Raw genomic sequence first — 17,599 nt, forward strand, 5'->3', positions numbered from 1 at the left:
ATGGGACCATTGGCCCTGGTTTCGGCGGTGACTCGAGCCCACGATCGAGTAATGCGACACACCCTTGTCGGCACCGATGTCATCACCAACGCCGTGGCCCTGGCGTGTCGGGCCCCGTCGTTGCACAACAGTCAGCCGTGGCATTGGACGACCGACGGTTCCTCGGTTGAGCTGTTTCTCGACAAGAGCCGTGTCCTGTACTCGACCGACCGTTCCGGGCGGGAAGCCCTGATGAGCTGTGGCGCGGTGCTCGACCACCTCACGGTGGCGATGGCCGCAGCCGGCTGGGACGCTGACATCGACCGCTATCCGAATCCGAACAGCCCGGTGCACCTGGCGAATGTCGACTTCTCCCCGATGGAATTCGTCACCGAAGGACACCGTCGTCGCGCCGACGCGATACTGATGCGGCGCACCGACCGGCTTCCCTTCGCGGCCCCGCCGGAGTGGGTGGCCGTCGAGGCGCAATTGCGCAGAAGCGTCACCGCGGATGCCGTCAGACTGGACGTGATCGCCGACGAGCTGCGCGCCGAACTGGTTCAGGCCTCGAGACTAACCGAGTCCCTGCGCTTCTACGACCCCTACTACCACGAGGAGTTGCACTGGTGGACAGCGCCTTTCCCGGTCAGCGAGGGCATTCCCCCGAGTTCTCTTCCCACGGCGGCCGAGAGCGATCACGTCGGGGTGGGACGCAGTTTCCCCGTTTCTCACGACGAACGAGACAGGCGCCGGGCCTACGGTCAGGACAGGGCGAGGATCGTCGTCCTGTCCACCTATGACAACGAGCGCGAAAGCGTGCTTCGATGCGGGGAGATGCTGTCGGCGGTCCTGCTCGATGCCACCATGGCCGGCCTGGCTTCATGCACGCTCACCCATATCACCGAGCTGCGGGCGAGCCGGGACATCGTCGCGTCGCTGATCGGTACTGAGACGACGCCCCAGGTGTTGATCCGCATCGGTACGGCACCGGAGATCGAAGACCGGCCCCCGGCGACTCCGCGGCGCCCGACCGCTGAAGTGCTCGAAGTGCGCCCGCCGCCACCGAAGGGTGCTGTTGGGCCTTGATCTGCCAAGCGCAGACCGTATTGTGAGACACCGTGGCTCAAACTCAGGAGTGAGACACCCATGGTGAAAGTCTTTCTGGTCGACGACCACGAAGTGGTCCGGCGCGGTCTCATCGACCTCCTTAGCGCCGATCCGGATCTGGACGTGATCGGCGAGGCGGGCTCCGTGTCGCAGGCAATGGCGCGCATTCCCGCCCTGCAACCCGATGTCGCGGTCCTCGACGTACGACTCCCGGACGGCAACGGCATCGAACTGTGTCGGGACCTTCTCTCCCGCATGCCGGATCTGCGGTGCCTGATGTTGACGTCATTCACCTCGGACGAGGCGATGCTGGACGCGATTCTGGCCGGCGCCAGCGGCTATGTGGTCAAAGACATCAAGGGCATGGAACTCGCCCAGGCGATCAAGGATGTCGGCGCTGGGCGGTCGTTGCTGGACAACCGCGCGGCCGCCGTGTTGATGGCTAAATTGCGTGGGGCAGCTGAGCATTCCGATCCCTTGGCGAAACTCAGCGACCAGGAGCGGGTCCTGCTGGATCTGCTCGGGGAAGGCCTGACCAACAAGCAGATCGCCGCCAGGATGTTCCTGGCGGAGAAGACGGTTAAGAACTACGTTTCGCGGCTGTTGGCCAAGCTCGGTATGGAACGACGCACCCAGGCTGCCGTTTACATCTCCAAATTGGAGCGGTCCCACCGCGACCCCGACATGTGATGACCCGTCACGACGGTCGTACCACCAGGACCGGCATACGCGCCGACTCGGCGACCGTCGAGCTGACGGATCCGAGCAGCATCCCGGCGAAACCACCGCGCCCATGGCTGCCCAGGACCGTCAGCTGCGCGCGATCCGATTGCTCGAGCAGCTGGTGTGCGGGCCGATCCATCACGAGGACGCGCTCGATCCGAACATCGGGATACTGCTCCTGCCAGCCGGCGAGGCGCTCGCCGAGCGTTTCCTCGGCTTCCCGGAGCAGGGCCGCGGCTTCGCACCCGGGCAACTCGTAGTAGCTCATGTCGCTCCATGCGTGGACGGCGACGAGATTCACTCCGCGGCGGGATGCCTCATCGAATGCGATCACCGTGGCGGCTTCCGAGGCCGGTGAGCCGTCGATCCCGACGACCACCGGTGCCTTCGAAACCGGTTCGGACATCAGCGGATCCTCGTCATGGATGACTGCGACAGGGCACTTGGCGTGGTGTAGGAGGGTCCAGCTGACCGACGCGAGAAGACGGCGTCCGATCGAGCCCAGACCGCGACAGCCGACCACGATCATGCGGGCCTCTCCAGACAGGTCGATGAGTGTGGGCTGGACCGCGGCCGTCAACAGCTCGGTAGTGATCGCCAGATCCTCGCCGGCGGTGGCCCGTTGGGCGGTTTCCTCTGCTGCCGAGAGTTATTCGTGACCTCTTCGCCGCAGACTTTCGGTGACTGCGGCCGGCATGGCCATCTCCGGCCACATCCGCACGGCGGGCGATTCGACGACGTGCACGACCTTGAGCGGCAACCGGTGTAACACGACTTCTCGCGCAGCCCAGTCGGTGGCAACCCTTGCGGCCGGCGATCCGTCAACCGCGACCAGAATGCCGTTATCGGATGTCGTCGCTGCCATTTCGCGCCCCTCTCACCGCCGGACGTCAACCCACTCCATGACGGTATCGCCGCGACGCCGCTTGGTTCCGGAGGCGTTCGTCACCGGTGAAGTGGTCGAAAATCCCTGGACCGGGCCCATGTCCGGAATCCATTCGACTTCGAGCGGTTACGCCAGTGGCGACCCGTCGAGTCGCGCGGCGACTTCGGATACGGCGCGTCGCGGGGTGGGCGGCAACGGATCGGCACCGAGAAGTCCCCAACCGATCCGCAACAGCATCTGCGGGTACAGACCACCGTCGAAGACCTCCGCCCGGACAACAGCGCGGGTCTCGGGTACCTCCAATGGCTCCGTCATAGGACAACTCGACAATCCCAGCGCGGTCGCCGTGAGGAGGACCAGGCTGGCCGCCTCGCCGGCGCGCAATCGTGACAGGTCGCTATCGTCGTCTGTGCCGAGAGCGAGGACCACGGCGTTGTCGGTCTCCGCTTCGGAGCCCACCGGTTGGGCAAGACTCGCGCCCGCGAACGTACGCGCCGAGATGCTGCCGTCGGCTTTGGGCGCGCTGCGCGCCGGTACTCCCGCGGTTGCCGCGTATTTACCGCTCCACGTGGCGAGTTCGGCGGCATAGCCATGGTCGGCAGCATGGCGTCGAGCCGCCTCGCTCACGAGACTCCGCAGTGAGGAAAGATTGTCCACCTGACGCACGGTCGCACCGGCCGCGGCTGCTCGGGTCGCGATCAAGGCGAGGTCTGCGGGTGCAACCTTCGATGAGCCGTACCGGCGGCGGTCGGTTCGCCGTCGCGGAATGGCCGCTGCGAGCGCGATGTCGGCGTCAGTGGGGTCGTGCCGATGAAGTTCCAGGGCCGCGAGGTGATTCGGGTCGTCCGGGTTGGGAAACCGGTGCACTTCAGCGCGCCAGCCCAGGGCGGCGAAGCCAATCTGGCAGTGGTTCAGTGAGGCACCGCAGCTGAGCATGAGATCCCGGGAATCGGGGTCGGTGTGTGGCAGATGCAGTCGGCGGTCGACGTAGAGATGGACGCTCTGTTCACCGGCCCGCCAACGCCACGGCTGGGTGTTGTGCACCGACGGCGCCTTCACCGCCAGCATCAGTGCGGAGCGGATGGTTTCGGCGTTCGGGTGGTGTGCGTTCATGCTATGCACCCCAAGGTGATTCGATGAGCGCAGCGGGGCCGCGCTGGTGAGTAGCGACGATCGAGATGCTCATCACGTCCTCCAACTTCGATCGGGTGCACAGGATCACAGGCTCGCGGGGACACTGCCGAGGGCGCCGACGACCTCGCTGAGAGGGCGCCGCGGTGTCGACAGCAGCGGGTCGGCACCGACGGGCGCCCAACCGATCCGGAACATCATCTGCGGGTACTCCCGGCCGTCGAACACCTCGTCCCTGAGCGCTCGCCGCGTTTCTGCAATCTCGAGCGGCTCGGATACCGGGCAGCTGGCCAAGCCCATGGAGGTGGCGGTCAACAGCAGCAGGCTCGACGCCTCACCCGCCCGCAACCGGGATAGATCGTCGTCGGCCACAGATCCCAGCGCCAACAGGATCGCGTGGTCTTCGTGCGCGGAGGCGCCCTGCGGTTGCGCCAATGACCCACCGGGAAAGAGTCGGCCCGGGAGGGGGGCCGTTGGGTCGGATTCGGGGATGCTGTGCGCCGGAATGCCCGACGTCGCGGCGTGCCTTCCGCTCCAGGCGGCGAGTTCGGCCAGATACGCATCGTCGTGGGTGTGTTGCCACACCGCCTGCGCAACGATTGCCCTGATGTCCATGGACATCTCGACGCGTCGCATCAGGATCCCCGTCCTGGCGAGCCTGGCTCCGATCTTCGCGATGTCGACCATCGACACCGGCCAAGGGCTGAAGTGGCGGCGGTCGGTCCGGCGTTGCGGAATGGCGGCCGCCAAGGCGATGTCGGCGGTGATGGGATCGGCGGGGCTCAATTCGAACGAGGCGAGGTGATCGCGATCGGCGGGGTTGGGAAACCGGTGGACCCGGGCTCGCCAACCCACAGCCGCCAGCGCCACGATGGCGTGGTGCAGCGCCATCCCGCAGCTGACCATCAAGTCACGCTCGTCGGCGTCCGTCCTGGCCAGGTGGCGCGACCGGTCAGCGTAGAGATGCAGACTCTCGTCTCCCACTTTCCAGTACCAGGGCTGCGAGTTGTGCACGGAAGGAGCTCGGGTCGCCAACGACAACACCGTCCGTAGCGTCTCGGCATCGGGAAATTCGGCTGTCGGTGGTCCGGTGGTCTCTAAGAAAGCAGTCACATGACGAAGGATGCGCCGTCAGCCGAGAAGGAAACAGGGCAAGAAGTCCCCTTCTCGAGGTACTCCTGGCCCGCCGAAGGGCGCATATCCCGGGCGGTCGACAGTCAGCCGGCGATCGAGAGCGCGATGCCGTCGAGGATGTCGTGCTCGCTGACGGTCAGCTCCTCGATACCCGCCCGCTGCCGCAACGCGTCGGCCAGTTCCTCGACGATGATCGCGCCACCGCCGATGACGTCGACACGCCCCTCGTGCATCGGGCCGAGCCGTGCGCGTTGTGCTCGCGGCATCGCGATCAGCGCCTCGCACACGCTCAGCAGTTCGCCGAACGGGACACGGGACAGGTGAATGGCATCCGAGTCGTAGACCGGCATCTTCTGGGCCAGCGCCGACAGCGTCGTCATGGTGCCCGCGACCCCGACCCATGTGCGGGCCTGATCGACCGGCACTGCCCGGAACGCCTCCTGCAGCCCTTCCCGCACGACATCACGCGCCGCGGCGACCTCCTCTGCGGTAGGCGGATCGGAGTGCAGGCAGCGTTCGGTGAGCCGGACGCATCCGATGTCGGCCGAATAGCCGGCGGTCATCTCGTCACTGCCGAGCACCACTTCGGTCGACCCGCCGCCCAGGTCAACCACCACGAAAGGCGCTGCGGCCGAGCCTAGTTCGCCGACCGCGCCGTTGAACGACAAGGCCGCTTCCTCGGTGCCGGTGATCACCTCGGCGACCGCACCGGGCACGACGGCCCCCAGCACCTCGGCCGTCATCGCGAAGAACACGTCACGGTTCGCGGCATCCCTGGTCGCCGAGGTCGCGACCATCCGCACGTTGTCGACGCCGTGGTGACGCATCAGGTCGGCATAGTCGGCCAGTGCCGACTCCGTGCGCGACAGCGCCTCGGGCGCGAATTGCCCTGTGGCGTCGACTCCTTGGCCCAGCCGGACGATCCGCATCTCGCGGTGCACATCGGCCAACTTGCCATCGACCCGGTCGGCGATTAGCAGACGGATCGAGTTGGTACCGCAGTCGATGGCGCCGACCCTACTCATGGGCCCACCTTTCCGGATCGAGAATGCCTTCCATCGCGGGATCGTGGGCCAGTGCAGCCAGCGCCTCGTCGCCGAGGGGATTGGTGCCCGGCCCCTTCGCCAGAGAGTGGGCGATCAGCACGTGCAGGCACTTGACCCGATCCGGCATGCCGCCGCCGGAGAACGTCGTCCCGAGAGGTTCGATGGCGTCGCGCTCGGCGAGATAGGACTCGTGCGCCTTTTGATATGCCCGAGCCAGGTCCGCGTCGTTGCGCAGCCGCTCGGTCATCTCCCGCATCATGCCCGACGATTCCAGCCTGCTCGCGGCGGCGGTCAACACCGGGTGGGTGAGGTAGTACAACGTCGGAAACGGTGTGCCGTCAGGGAGTTTCGGCGCGGTCTTGACGACACCGGGCTCACCGTTGGGGCATCGGTAGGCGATCTCCAGGACACCGCGCGGCGCGCGTCCCAGCTGGCGCTCGACGGCGTCGAGGTCCGCGGGGTCAACCACCGGGAGTGGGTGGGGCCGGCGGTTGCGGTTGGGGCGCATCGGGTGCGGGCGGGGGCACCCCGGGCACGGGACCGGGGGTGATTCCGTGTGGCTCATCGGCGATCGTGTGCCACAACGCCGTGTACCACGGCTGGCCGCGGTTGACGGCCTCCGGTTCCTGATCGGGAGTGCCCGGCACCACCGCGCCGGGAGGCAATTGCACCTGGTACGGAATCTCGCCGGGCATCACGAACCCGAGCCGCTCGCGGGCCTGTGCGGCGATGAACACCGGATCGGCCAGCTTCACCTTCTGCTGTTCGAGATCGGCGATCTGGGCCCGCAACTGCTGTTCGGTGGCTTTGAGTTGCTTCATCTCGGTGCGCTGTGCGAAGTAGGTGCGGACCGGCCCGGCGATCGTCAGCGTCAGCACGCACACCACCACCGCGAGGATCGCCGCGCGCCGCGCCGCGGATCCGAACCGCTGCTCGGACTGTTGCTCGGCCGATTCGGCGATGGCGCGCCGGATGACGACCCCGGTTTCTCCGGATTTGGCCTGGGCATCGGCCGCTGCGTCGGTGGCCGGGCGCGCTTCGGTGGCGCGGGGCTCGCGGCGTGCTGCCACCCGCGGACGGCCCGTCCCCGCACCGCCGGCCTTGCCCGACTTTCCGGGTCGGGAGGTCGGTGACCGGCGCTTGGGGTCGGGCCGTTTTCCTTCGGGCACGGGCCGTTACCGGACTATCTGGTTTCCACGGCGAACCGCGGGAAGGCGAGGTCGCCGGCGTAGCGGGCGGCGTCGCCGAGGTTCTCCTCGATGCGCAGCAACTGGTTGTACTTGGCGACGCGCTCACTGCGGGCGGGTGCACCGGTCTTGATCTGGCCGCTGCCCACCGCAACAGAGAGATCGGCGATCGTGGTGTCCTCGGTCTCGCCGCTGCGATGGCTCATCATCGTGCGGTAGCCGCTGTTGTGGGCGAGCGCCACCGCGTCGAGCGTCTCGGTCAGCGTGCCGATCTGGTTCACCTTCACCAAAAGCGCGTTGGCGGCGCCCCTTTGGATGCCGTCTTCGAGTCGCTCCGGGTTGGTGACGAACAGGTCGTCACCGACGAGCTGCACGCGATCCCCGATGGCCGACGTCAGCGCGACCCAGCCGTCCCAGTCGTCCTCCGACAGCGGATCCTCGATCGACACCAACGGATACGTGTCGAGCAGGCCCGCGTAGAAGGTGCCCATCTGGTCGGCGGTGCGCACCTCGTTCTCGAACTTGTAACCCTGGCCGTCGGAGTGGAACTCGGTCGCGGCGACGTCGAGTGCGAGCGCGATATCCGAGCCCGCCTTGAACCCGGCGGACTCGATGGCCGACAGGATCAGATCGAGTGCGGCCGTGGTGCCCGCGACGTCGGGAGCGAATCCGCCTTCGTCGCCGAGCCCGGTCGCCAGGCCCTGGGCCTTGAGTACCGCCTTCAGCGAGTGGTAGACCTCGGCGCCCCAGCGCAGCGCCTCCTTGAACGACGCTGCGCCGATCGGGGCGACCATGAACTCCTGCACGTCGACACCGGTGTCAGCGTGTGCGCCGCCGTTGAGGATGTTCATCATCGGCACCGGAAGGATGTGGGCGTTCGGGCCACCGAGATACCGGAACAGATCGAGATCGGCCGCTTGGGCCGCGGCCCTGGCCACGGCCAACGAGGCGCCCAGGATCGCGTTGGCGCCCAGCCGCGACTTGTCGGGCGTGCCGTCGAGGTCGAGCAGCGCCTGGTCGACGAGGCGCTGGTCGTCGGCCTGCAGGCCGATGATGGCCGGGGCGATCTCGTCGAGCACCGCCTCGACCGCCTTCTCCACGCCCTTACCGCCGTACCGTGAGCCGCCGTCGCGGAGTTCCACGGCTTCATGCTCCCCCGTCGACGCGCCCGACGGCACGGCGGCGCGGGCGAACGACCCGTCGCCCAGCAGAACCTCAACCTCGACCGTCGGGTTTCCCCGGGAGTCGAGGATCTCTCGGGCTCCGACCTGATCGATAGTGGGCACTGGCGTCTCCTTGGTGTCCTCGGTGGTGGGGGCGATTTTTTCGCGTCAACCGACGAGCCTAGAGCCTCCCAGTCCGGCAGGCGTGTCTAGAGGGGGTGGCCGTTGGCGTAAGCGGTCGCCCAGTCCCGCACCGTTCTGGCGTACTGGTCGGAATGGTTGTAGGCGCGCAGCGCGTTCATCCATCCGCGCGGCGTGGCCAGATCCTTGCCGGTCCAGCACAGATAACCCGCGGCCGACAGCGCGGCGTCGTCCATGTTGTCGGCGCTGACCTCGCCGTCGTTGTTGGCATCGACGCCGTAGTGCCCCCACGTCTCGGGGATGAACTGCATCGGGCCCATCGCCCGGGCGTGTTTGGAGTCACCGTCATGGCTGATCGCGGAGTCGTCGAAGATCTCGAGGTTGCCGTTGGTGCCGTCGAGCCAGACACCCCGGATGGGTGGTTCGACGTCCCCGTTCGCTCCGATCGCCGCACCGCGGTAGGTCCCGTGATGGCTTTCCACCTGCCCGATCCCGGCCAGCGTCGTCCAGGCCAGCTTGCAGTCGGGGTTCTCCACCTCGGCCACCCGGGCGGCATAGGCGTACGCCTCGAGCGCTGCCACCGGGATCCCCAGCTTGGGCGCGCGTTCGGCGGCCCATTCGTGAAGTTGATCGGCCGGGCGGCCCTTGGCGTAGGTGTCGATCGCGGGCACCGGATCGCCCGGTGGGGGCGGGACGCCTTCAGGGATGGGCGTCCCGAGCTGCCACGAGCAGCTAGAAGCCAAGAGCAGCGCCGTCGCTCCTAGAACGGCGACAGCACGCAGCCAACGCACCGGCGACACCAAACTCCCTCAACCAACTTCGGTCGCTGCCCATGGTCCCACGTGTTCGGGACGTCGCGGCTCAGCGTTGGGAGCGATTCGGGGGCACAAAATCTTCACCGGTTCAGGACGCGGGATCGGCAACTTCGGCCTCAGCAGCCTCATCGGCCACCTCTGCCTCGTTGGTCTCGTCGGCGTCGTCATCGGTCTCATCAAGTTCCATCGCATCGTCCTCGCCGTCCGTTTCGTCCGCGCCGGCGGACGGCCAGTGCGCGCGCCACTCGTCTTCGGTCACCGTGCCCAGCGGCGTGTCGTCGAGTTCCTCGGGAACATCGTTCCCGCGACGATCGACGGCGATCGCCCGTTCCACCCGTCGCACCGTATCCATGAACTCCAAAACCGCCGAGCGCAAGGCGTTCTCGGCATCGCTGCCCACCGCCACCGTCACCGACGTGACGGCGCCGGGGATCAGGTCGGCGGGCATCCCCGCCGCGCTGACGCGCTCAACCACCTTCTGCGCCAGGGCCAAAGCGGGCTGAGCGGTCGGCACGTCGTCCATCGTGGAATGCGCCCGCTTCGCCTTCTTCTCCAGCGCCTTGCGCTCCTCCCACTGGGCGAGTTGATCGTCCAGTGAGATCGGCTCCCCGGCGAGTACCGCGGGTACGCGGTTGCCCAGCTTTCGTACCAGCGCGTCGGCGACGTCGTCGATGCCGAACGCATTCTGCGGTGCGTCTTCGGCGATGCGGGCGTGAAAAAGTACCTGCAGCAACACGTCTCCGAGTTCGTCGCGCAGCGCGTCGGCGTCACCGCTGTGCACGGCGTCGAACACCTCGTAGGTTTCCTCGAGCAGGTAGCGCCGCAGCGAGTCGTGCGTCTGCTCGCTCTCCCACGGCCCGGACGTGCGCAGTTTGTCCATCATCGCGACGGCGTCGACCAGACGTTCTCCCGGTGCGGCCTCGGGTGCCGAGATCACCCTGTCACCGGCGGCCAGCCGGGCTTTGACCGCGGGGTGTTCCGGGTCCGAGGACAGCAGCACCGGCGCATCCTCACCGTCGTATGCGGGCCGGGCGGCGGGCAACGACCAGGGCACCTTGATCGGCATCTCCTCGGTGTACTGGACGTCGCCGGACAGCAGATCGATCGCGTCGATCGGGATCAATGACGGGCGCCTGGGGTCGACCAAAACGACGGTCATCGGGCTACACCCCCTCACGCGTCTTGTCCGAACCGCTGACCTCGGTTATACCAACACCTCGGTGCAGCCCGTAGCGCGGCGAACCGCCATACCACGGGCACCGGTGTCTACTCGCCCCGAGCGGCGATGGCCGCCCTACCTTGCGGCAGGACGGCCATCGTGTCCGTATCGGGTTGCTCAGGACTCCGGCTCGATCAGGTCGTCGGGGATCACCCAGTGACCCGGCTTCTCATCGAAGAACGGGTTGGGTATCTCGTTGACCTCGGGCAGCTTCTTCAGCTGGCCGGGAGGGATTCCGTAGAAGGGGTTCGGAACCCCGTTGATGAACGGCGAGTTCTTCAGCTGCCCCGGCGGGATGTGCCCGTGCGGCAGCTTGAAGTAGTTGTCCACCTCGGGGAACTTCACCTCGGGCAGGTCCACATCGGGGGCGTTCACCCGCGGAACATCAACGTCGACGTTCGGGATGTTCACATCGGGCACGTCCACCCGCGGTACGTCCACATCGGGCACGTTCACCGGCGGCACGTTCACCGGCGGCACGTTCACCGGCGGCACGTTCACCGGCGGCACGTTGACCGGCGGCACGTTGACCTCGGGAACGGGAACCGGAGGCTGCGGGATGTTGATGTGCGGTTGCGCCTGTGCGAAACCTGCGCCCAGGCCGAACGCACCGAGTCCGAGTGCACCGGTCATCGTGGTGGTCACTGCCAATTTCTTGAAGTCCATCGAAACTCCTTCGCCTTGCGTCATCGCGACGCGCACCAATCGCTCGGTGGCATCGTGTGATGTTCGGTTTAGGAAATTGCTTAAACCACCTGTCATAGGTGATCGACGCCCTCGGTTTGGACGACTCCCTCGGTTCAATGGGCAAGCAACACCTTGACCCCCCGACGTGTATGTCGGATCGGCGTGATGGTGCGTTAACAGCGGATCCCGGTACGACCGGCGGCTGAACAGTTGTACAGCCGCTTTGACGTGGCGTTAGTTCTCAGAAATCGAGTCCGAAATGATGTCGACACTGCCCTGTGGTTTCCCGTCCAACGCCAGGATCAGGTCGGCGACCATCTGCACCAGCTCGAGGTCGCGGATGCGCGGTGCGCCGATACCGTTGCCGGCACGCGGAATAGGCACCTGCACTGTCGATGTGGTCGCCCGGTAGCCGGCGCTCGGATACATCCGCTTGAGCCGCAGCTGTTGCGAGTCCATCAGCTGCAGCGGCGAGAGCCGCACCGTCGACTCGGACACCGAGCTCACCTCGGTGACTCCGTACTCCCTCAGCAGCAACCGCAGACGTGCGACGGCCACCAGGCGCCGCGCCGGCTCGGGAAGCGGGCCGTACCGGTCGACGAGTTCTTCGACCACGGCGTCCACCGCCTTCTGGTCCGGGGCCGCGGCCAGCCGGCGGTAACCCTCGAGGCGCAACCGGTCGCTGCCGATGTAATCGGGAGGTAGATGCGCATCCACGGGCAGGTCGATCCGCACGTCCTTGGTTTCTTCCGGTGCGGCAACGGTTTTGTCGTCGGCAGCCGCGCGATAGGCCTCGACCGCCTCGCCGACCAGGCGCACGTAGAGGTCGAAGCCGACGCCGGCGACGTGCCCGGACTGTTCGGCGCCGAGCACGTTTCCTGCGCCGCGAATCTCCAAGTCCTTCATGGCCACGGCCATGCCCGCGCCCAGTTCGTTGTTCTGCGCGATGGTGGCCAGCCGGTCATAGGCGGTCTCGGTGAGCGGAATCTCGGGCGGATACAGGAAATACGCGTAACCCCGTTCGCGGCTGCGCCCGACCCGGCCCCTGAGCTGATGCAGTTGGGACAGGCCGAACGTGTCGGCGCGCTCGACGATCAAGGTATTGGCGTTGGAGATGTCCAGGCCGGTCTCGACGATCGTCGTGCAGACCAGGATGTCGTACTCGCGGTTCCAGAACCCCTCGACCGTGCGCTCGAGCTGTTCCTCGGGCATCTGACCGTGCGCCACGACCACGCGCGCCTCGGGCACCAGCGCCGCCACCCGCGCGGCCGCCTGATCGATGGTCCTGACCCGGTTGTGAATGTAGAACGCCTGCCCGTCACGTAACAGTTCGCGGCGCAGCGCCGCGGCGATCTGCTTGTCGTCGTGGGGCCCGACATACGTCAGGACCGGGTAGCGCTCCTCGGGCGGGGTGAGGATCGTCGACATCTCCCGGATGCCGGCCAGGCTCATCTCCAGGGTTCGCGGAATCGGGGTGGCGCTCATGGTCAACACGTCGACGTGGGTGCGCATGGACTTGATGTGTTCTTTGTGCTCGACGCCGAAGCGCTGTTCCTCGTCGACCACGATGAGGCCGAGGTCCTTCCAGGTGACACCGGTCTGCAGCAGCCGATGCGTGCCGATCACGATGTCGACGCTGCCGTCCTTCATGCCCTCGAGCACCGCACGCGACTCGGCTGGATCGGTGAAGCGCGACAACCCCTTTACCGTGACCGGAAATCCCGCCATCCGCTCGGAGAAAGTCTGCAGATGCTGGTCGGCCAGCAGCGTCGTCGGCACCAGCACCGCGACCTGCTTACCGTCCTGCACCGCCTTGAACGCCGCCCGCACCGCGATCTCGGTCTTGCCGTAGCCGACGTCACCGCAGATCACCCGGTCCATCGGCACGGGCTTCTCCATGTCGGCCTTGACCTCGGTGATGGCGGTCAACTGATCGACGGTCTCGGTGAAGCCGAACGCGTCCTCCATCTCGGCCTGCCACGGGCTGTCAGGACCGAACGCGTGGCCGGGCGACGCCTGCCGCTTGGCGTACAGCGACACCAGTTCGGCGGCGATCTCGCGAACTGCGCGGCGCGCCTTGGTCTTTGTGTTCGTCCAGTCGCTGCCGCCCAGCCGGGACAGCGTCGGCGACTCCCCGCCGACGTAGCGGGACAACTGGTCCAGCGAGTCCATCGGCACGTAGAGCTTGTCCGTGCCCCCGCCCCGTTTGGACGATGCGTACTCCAGCACCAGGTACTCGCGACGAGCACCGCCGACGACGCGTTCGGTCATCTCGACGAACCGTCCGATGCCGTGCTGGTCGTGCACCACCAGATCGCCGGCGGACAGGGCCAGCGGGTCAACGACGTTGCGGCGCTTGGCGGCCAGCCGTTTGCCTTCGGTGGCGGTGGCGCGGTTGCCGGTGAGGTCGGTCTCCGTGATGATCACCAGATTCGCGCCCGGAATCACCACACCGTCGTGCAGCGGTCCCTTGAGTACACCGACGACACCCTCTTTGATCGACACGCCAGGCTCCAAAATGCCTGCGGGAACGTCGGATTCGGCGAGTTGCTCGACGACGCGCTGCGCGGTGCCGGCGCCGGGTGTGACGACGGCTGCGTAACCGCCGGTGGCGACGTGGGCGCGCAGCATGGCGAAGATCTCGCTGATGCTCGCTTGTGAGCCGCGGGCCGACGGTGCGGGCCGGATGTCCACCTCGAAACCCGCTTCGTCGGACAGCTGGCTCAACGTCCACCAGGGATGTCCGCCCTCGCGGGCCGCGGCGCGGGCGTCGTCGAGTTCGACGAATCCGGACGCGCCCAGCGACTCCAGGTCGATCGGCGCGTCGCCGCCCACGGCCGCCGTGGACCAGGACGCCTCCAGAAACTCGCGGCCGGTCTTGATCAGGTCGGCGGCCCTGGTGCGCACCTTCTCCGGATCGCAGATCAACAGCGGCATGCCCGCGGGCAGCAGATCCGACAGGGTGGACAGCGCGTCGGGACGCAACAGCGGTAGCAGGGCCTCCATCCCGTCGACCGGGATCCCCTCGGAGAGCTTGGCCAGCATGTCGGGCACGGTGCCGGGCAGCGTGTTCTCCTGAACGGGGTGCTCGCGCGCGAGTTCGACGGCGCGCTCGCGGACGTCGTCGGTCAGCAGTACCTCACGGCACGGCACCGCGATGACGGTGTCGACGTCGATCTCGGAGATCGACCGCTGGTCGGCCACGGCGAACATCCGCATCTCGGACACCTCGTCGCCCCAGAACTCGATGCGCACCGGATGCTCGTACGTCGGCGGGAACAGGTCGAGAATGCCTCCGCGCACCGCGAACTCACCGCGCTTGCCGACCATGTCGACGCGGGTGTACGCGAGTTCGACGAGTCGCTCGATCAGGTTGTCGAATTCCGCTTCGACGCCCACGCTCAGGGTCACCGGTTCGACGTCGGCCACGTCGGGCACCATCGGTTGCAGCAGCGACCGCACGGTGGTCACGACCACTTGCAGCGGCGGTCCGAGACGCGCGTCGTCGGCGTGGGTCAGCCTGCGCAACAACATGAGCCGCGCGCCGACGGTGTCGACACCCGGGGACAGCCGTTCGTGGGGCAGCGTCTCCCACGAGGGGAACATCGCCACGGTTTCACCGAACACGCCACGCAGTTCGGCGGTCAGATCGTCGGCCTCCCGCCCGGTGGCGGTCACGACGACCAGCGGACAGGCGTGCCCGATCGCGGACGCGACGAACACCCGGGCGGCGGCCGGGCCGACGATGGCCAGATCGGCGGGCTTGTCGGCGGCACGGCGCGAGATCTCGCTGAGGGAGGGATCTCGTAAGGCCAGATCGACGAGCCCGGCGATCGGGGTTGGGACGGACAGGGTCCCCGATGCGGTCATGATGCCTTCCATCGTAGGCGCGCGCCGAAACGCTTGCCGCGACGAGGGTTTGCACCGATCCCGCGACGAGATCTACGTCACTCGTCGAGCAACGGCGGGTCGTTCTCCAGATGCATCAGCCCGTTCCAGCACAGGTTGACCAGATGCGCGGCAACGACCTCCTTCTTGGGCTCGCGAACGTCGAGCCACCACTGCGCGGTCATCGACACCGAGCCGACCAACGCCTGCGCGTAGAGCGGCGCCATCTCCGGGTCCAGTCCGCGGCGCGAGAAGTCGCCGGCCAGGATCGAGGACACCTGGTTGACGGCCTCGTTGAGCAGTGTCGAATAGGTGCTGCCCGAGGTGATCGACGCCGGGGAGTCGCGGATCAGGATGCGGAAGCCGTCGGTGCGCTCGTCGACGTAGGTCAGCAGGGCGAGTGCGACGCGTTCGATGCGCAGCCGCGAGCGGTTGTTGGTCATCCGGGTCAGCGACGAGGTGATCCCGTCGAGCAACGCCGACATCTCGCGGTCGACGACCACCGCGTACAGGCCCTCCTTGCCGCCGAAGTGCTCGTAGACGACGGGCTTGGAGACGTTCGCGCGCTGGGCGATCTCCTCGATCGAGGTGCCCTCGTAGCCGCGCTCGGCGAAGAGCTTGCGCGCGACCTCGATGAGCTGGTGGCGCCGCTCGGCGCCCGTCATCCGCGCCCGCGGCGCCCGGACCTCCTTGTCGGGTGCTGCCACGGTTACCAGGTTAGATGCAGATGTAGGGGTCGGGCGGCGATCACGCGGCGAGGCGACGGCCGTGGGAACAAACGAAGAGGGGTCCGGCGATTGGACTAGCATCACGAGTTGTTCGATCCGTCGTGGTGTAATCGGCAGCACCTCTGATTTTGGTTCAGATAGTTCAGGTTCGAGTCCTGGCGACGGAGCGATTTGGCCGCGATAGTGCGCTCACATGCGGCGTGACCGGCGTGTCGCGTATGAAACCGCACATCCGATAGGCAGGAGACCGGATGACGGCAGCCCCTGAAACCGCGGTGGTCGTGCTCGCGGCCGGCGCCGGCACCCGGATGCGGTCCGACACCCCCAAAGTGCTGCACACGCTGGCGGGTCGCAGCATGCTCGCGCACGCGCTGCACGCGGTGGGCAAGGCGGCGCCTCAGCATCTGGTCGTCGTGGTCGGCAAGGACCGGGACCGGGTGAGGCCCGAGGTCGAGAGGCTGGCCGCCGAACTCGGCCGCCCGATAGCCACCGCGACCCAGGAGCAGCAGCTGGGCACCGGCCACGCCGTGCAGTGCGGTTTGACGGCACTGCCGCCCGACTTCGCCGGCACCGTGGTGGTCACTTCGGGCGACGTGCCGCTACTGGACGCCGACACGCTGGCGGACCTGGTCAGCACGCACAACACCCGGCCGACAGCGGTGACCGTGCTGACCACCACGCTGCCCGATCCGACCGGTTACGGCCGCATTCTGCGCACCCAGGACGGCGAAGTGATGGGCATCGTCGAACAGGCCGACGCCAGCCCCGAACAGCGCGCGATCACCGAGGTCAACGCGGGGGTGTACGCGTTCGACGCCGTTGGGCTGCGGTCCGCGCTGGGCCGGTTGGGCTCCGACAACGCCCAGCAGGAGCAGTATCTGACCGATGTCGTCTCGATCGTGCGTTCCGACGGTCTGGTCGTACGGGCCAAACATGTCGACGACTCGATGCTGGTGGCGGGGGTCAATGATCGCGTGCAGCTGGCCGAGCTGGGCACCGAGCTGAACCGGCGCATCGTGGCCACGCACCAGCGGGCCGGTGTCACCGTGGTCGACCCCGCCACGACGTGGATCGACGTGGACGTGACCATCGGCCGCGACACCGTCCTCAAGCCGGGCACCCAGCTGCTCGAGGGCACCCGCATCGGCGGGCGGTGCGAGGTCGGGCCCGACACGACCCTGGCCGACGTCACCGTGGGTGACGGCGCGACGGTGTGCCGCACGCACGCCAGCTCGTCGGTGATCGGGGACGGCGCGACGGTCGGACCGTTCACCTACCTGCGGCCCGGCACCGTGCTGGGCGCCGACGGCAAGCTCGGCGCGTTCGTCGAAACCAAGAATTCCACCATCGGAACCGGCACCAAGGTGCCGCATCTGACATACGTCGGCGACGCCGACATCGGCGAGCACAGCAACATCGGGGCGTCCAGCGTCTTCGTCAACTACGACGGCGAGACCAAGAGCCGCACGACGATCGGCTCGCACGTCCGGACCGGGTCGGACACGATGTTCGTCGCCCCGGTCAGCGTCGGCGACGGCGCCTACACCGGGGCGGGGACCGTCGTGCGCGACGACGTGCCGCCGGGTGCGCTGGCCGTGTCGGCGGGGCCGCAGCGCAACATCGAGGGGTGGGTGACGCGCAAACGGCCGGGGTCGGCGGCGGCGCGAGCCGCGCAGCAGGCATCGGCCGACGAGGGCGGGCCGGCTACCGATGACACGGAATCGCGGTGACCGGCAGTTAGCGATCTGGCCACCCGGACACGCCC

At 67.4% G+C, this 17,599-nt stretch carries 14 protein-coding genes, 1 tRNA gene and 1 pseudogene; 4 read left to right on the plus strand and 12 right to left on the minus strand.

Annotation, left to right across the window (positions count from 1 at the left end; all coding sequences use genetic code 11):
- Window positions 1–51 precede the first annotated feature (51 nt).
- The gene (locus AU198_RS21185; RefSeq protein ID WP_064350544.1) at window positions 52–1,065 is read left to right on the plus strand and encodes an Acg family FMN-binding oxidoreductase; all 1,014 of its coding nucleotides are present in this window, start codon (window positions 52–54) and stop codon (window positions 1,063–1,065) included.
- 60 nt (window positions 1,066–1,125) lie between these two features.
- On the plus strand, window positions 1,126–1,776 hold the full coding sequence (dosR, locus tag AU198_RS21190) for a hypoxia response regulator transcription factor DosR/DevR (protein WP_064350545.1): 651 nt from the start codon (window positions 1,126–1,128) through the stop codon (window positions 1,774–1,776).
- Between the two features lie 7 nt (window positions 1,777–1,783).
- On the opposite strand, the pseudogene AU198_RS21195 reads toward dosR, so the two are convergent.
- From AU198_RS21195 to AU198_RS21250, 12 genes and pseudogenes are all read right to left on the minus strand, one after another.
- Window positions 1,784–2,674 (minus strand): annotated as a pseudogene (locus AU198_RS21195) (universal stress protein).
- 147 nt (window positions 2,675–2,821) lie between these two features.
- Complete coding sequence (locus AU198_RS21200) at window positions 2,822–3,808, minus strand: Acg family FMN-binding oxidoreductase (RefSeq protein ID WP_064350546.1); 987 nt, start codon at window positions 3,806–3,808, stop codon at window positions 2,822–2,824.
- Window positions 3,809–3,913: 105 nt separating this feature from the next.
- Window positions 3,914–4,939, minus strand: a complete 1,026-nt coding sequence (locus AU198_RS21205; RefSeq protein ID WP_064350547.1) for an Acg family FMN-binding oxidoreductase — start codon at window positions 4,937–4,939, stop codon at window positions 3,914–3,916.
- Window positions 4,940–5,043: 104 nt separating this feature from the next.
- A complete protein-coding gene (locus AU198_RS21210) occupies window positions 5,044–5,985 on the minus strand; it encodes a Ppx/GppA phosphatase family protein (protein WP_064350548.1) in 942 nt (313 codons plus the stop codon).
- Window positions 5,978–6,475: a DUF501 domain-containing protein gene (locus AU198_RS21215; protein ID WP_064350549.1), complete on the minus strand. Its 498-nt coding sequence runs from the start codon at window positions 6,473–6,475 to the stop codon at window positions 5,978–5,980. Before AU198_RS21215 ends, AU198_RS21210 begins: the two co-directional genes overlap by 8 nt.
- The gene (locus tag AU198_RS21220) at window positions 6,468–7,175 is read right to left on the minus strand and encodes an FtsB family cell division protein (RefSeq protein ID WP_064350550.1); all 708 of its coding nucleotides are present in this window, start codon (window positions 7,173–7,175) and stop codon (window positions 6,468–6,470) included. Before AU198_RS21220 ends, AU198_RS21215 begins: the two co-directional genes overlap by 8 nt.
- A gap of 14 nt (window positions 7,176–7,189) precedes the next feature.
- Window positions 7,190–8,479 (minus strand): phosphopyruvate hydratase, encoded by a 1,290-nt coding sequence (eno, locus tag AU198_RS21225; protein WP_064350551.1) that lies wholly within the window; start codon window positions 8,477–8,479, stop codon window positions 7,190–7,192.
- An 86-nt stretch (window positions 8,480–8,565) separates the two neighbouring features.
- Window positions 8,566–9,297 carry a lytic transglycosylase domain-containing protein gene (locus tag AU198_RS21230; protein WP_064350552.1) on the minus strand — a complete coding sequence of 244 codons (732 nt, stop codon included), beginning with the start codon at window positions 9,295–9,297 and terminating at the stop codon, window positions 8,566–8,568.
- Between the two features lie 103 nt (window positions 9,298–9,400).
- Window positions 9,401–10,471 (minus strand): nucleoside triphosphate pyrophosphohydrolase, encoded by a 1,071-nt coding sequence (locus AU198_RS21235; protein WP_064350553.1) that lies wholly within the window; start codon window positions 10,469–10,471, stop codon window positions 9,401–9,403.
- 177 nt (window positions 10,472–10,648) lie between these two features.
- Complete coding sequence (locus AU198_RS21240; protein WP_064350707.1) at window positions 10,649–11,197, minus strand: hypothetical protein; 549 nt, start codon at window positions 11,195–11,197, stop codon at window positions 10,649–10,651.
- Window positions 11,198–11,452: 255 nt separating this feature from the next.
- The gene (mfd, locus tag AU198_RS21245) at window positions 11,453–15,088 is read right to left on the minus strand and encodes a transcription-repair coupling factor (protein ID WP_064350708.1); all 3,636 of its coding nucleotides are present in this window, start codon (window positions 15,086–15,088) and stop codon (window positions 11,453–11,455) included.
- A 77-nt stretch (window positions 15,089–15,165) separates the two neighbouring features.
- Entirely contained in the window at window positions 15,166–15,771 is a 606-nt protein-coding gene (locus AU198_RS21250) for a TetR/AcrR family transcriptional regulator (protein WP_064350709.1), read from the minus strand.
- A gap of 158 nt (window positions 15,772–15,929) precedes the next feature.
- Between AU198_RS21250 and AU198_RS21255 the strand changes: the two genes are divergently transcribed.
- Both AU198_RS21255 and glmU read left to right on the plus strand, forming a co-directional pair.
- Window positions 15,930–16,001, plus strand: a tRNA-Gln gene (locus AU198_RS21255).
- An 84-nt stretch (window positions 16,002–16,085) separates the two neighbouring features.
- Window positions 16,086–17,564 (plus strand): bifunctional UDP-N-acetylglucosamine diphosphorylase/glucosamine-1-phosphate N-acetyltransferase GlmU, encoded by a 1,479-nt coding sequence (glmU, locus tag AU198_RS21260; protein WP_064350554.1) that lies wholly within the window; start codon window positions 16,086–16,088, stop codon window positions 17,562–17,564.
- Window positions 17,565–17,599: the final 35 nt, after the last annotated feature.

Source organism: Mycobacterium sp. GA-1199, assembly GCF_001500045.1.
Taxonomy (GTDB): Bacteria; Actinomycetota; Actinomycetes; order Mycobacteriales; family Mycobacteriaceae; genus Mycobacterium.

Bases quoted from the DNA above. Each gene is read 5' to 3' on its own strand.
- AU198_RS21185 (WP_064350544.1), top strand. From the start codon at position 52: ATGCGACACACCCTTGTCGGCACCGATGTCATCACCAACGCCGTGGCC.
- dosR (WP_064350545.1), top strand. From the start codon at position 1,126: ATGGTGAAAGTCTTTCTGGTCGACGACCACGAAGTGGTCCGGCGCGGT.
- AU198_RS21200 (WP_064350546.1), bottom strand. From the start codon at position 3,808: ATGAACGCACACCACCCGAACGCCGAAACCATCCGCTCCGCACTGATG.
- AU198_RS21210 (WP_064350548.1), bottom strand. From the start codon at position 5,985: ATGAGTAGGGTCGGCGCCATCGACTGCGGTACCAACTCGATCCGTCTG.
- AU198_RS21235 (WP_064350553.1), bottom strand. From the start codon at position 10,471: ATGACCGTCGTTTTGGTCGACCCCAGGCGCCCGTCATTGATCCCGATC.
- AU198_RS21240 (WP_064350707.1), bottom strand. From the start codon at position 11,197: ATGGACTTCAAGAAATTGGCAGTGACCACCACGATGACCGGTGCACTC.
- mfd (WP_064350708.1), bottom strand. From the start codon at position 15,088: ATGACCGCATCGGGGACCCTGTCCGTCCCAACCCCGATCGCCGGGCTC.
- AU198_RS21250 (WP_064350709.1), bottom strand. From the start codon at position 15,771: ATGACGGGCGCCGAGCGGCGCCACCAGCTCATCGAGGTCGCGCGCAAG.
- glmU (WP_064350554.1), top strand. From the start codon at position 16,086: ATGACGGCAGCCCCTGAAACCGCGGTGGTCGTGCTCGCGGCCGGCGCC.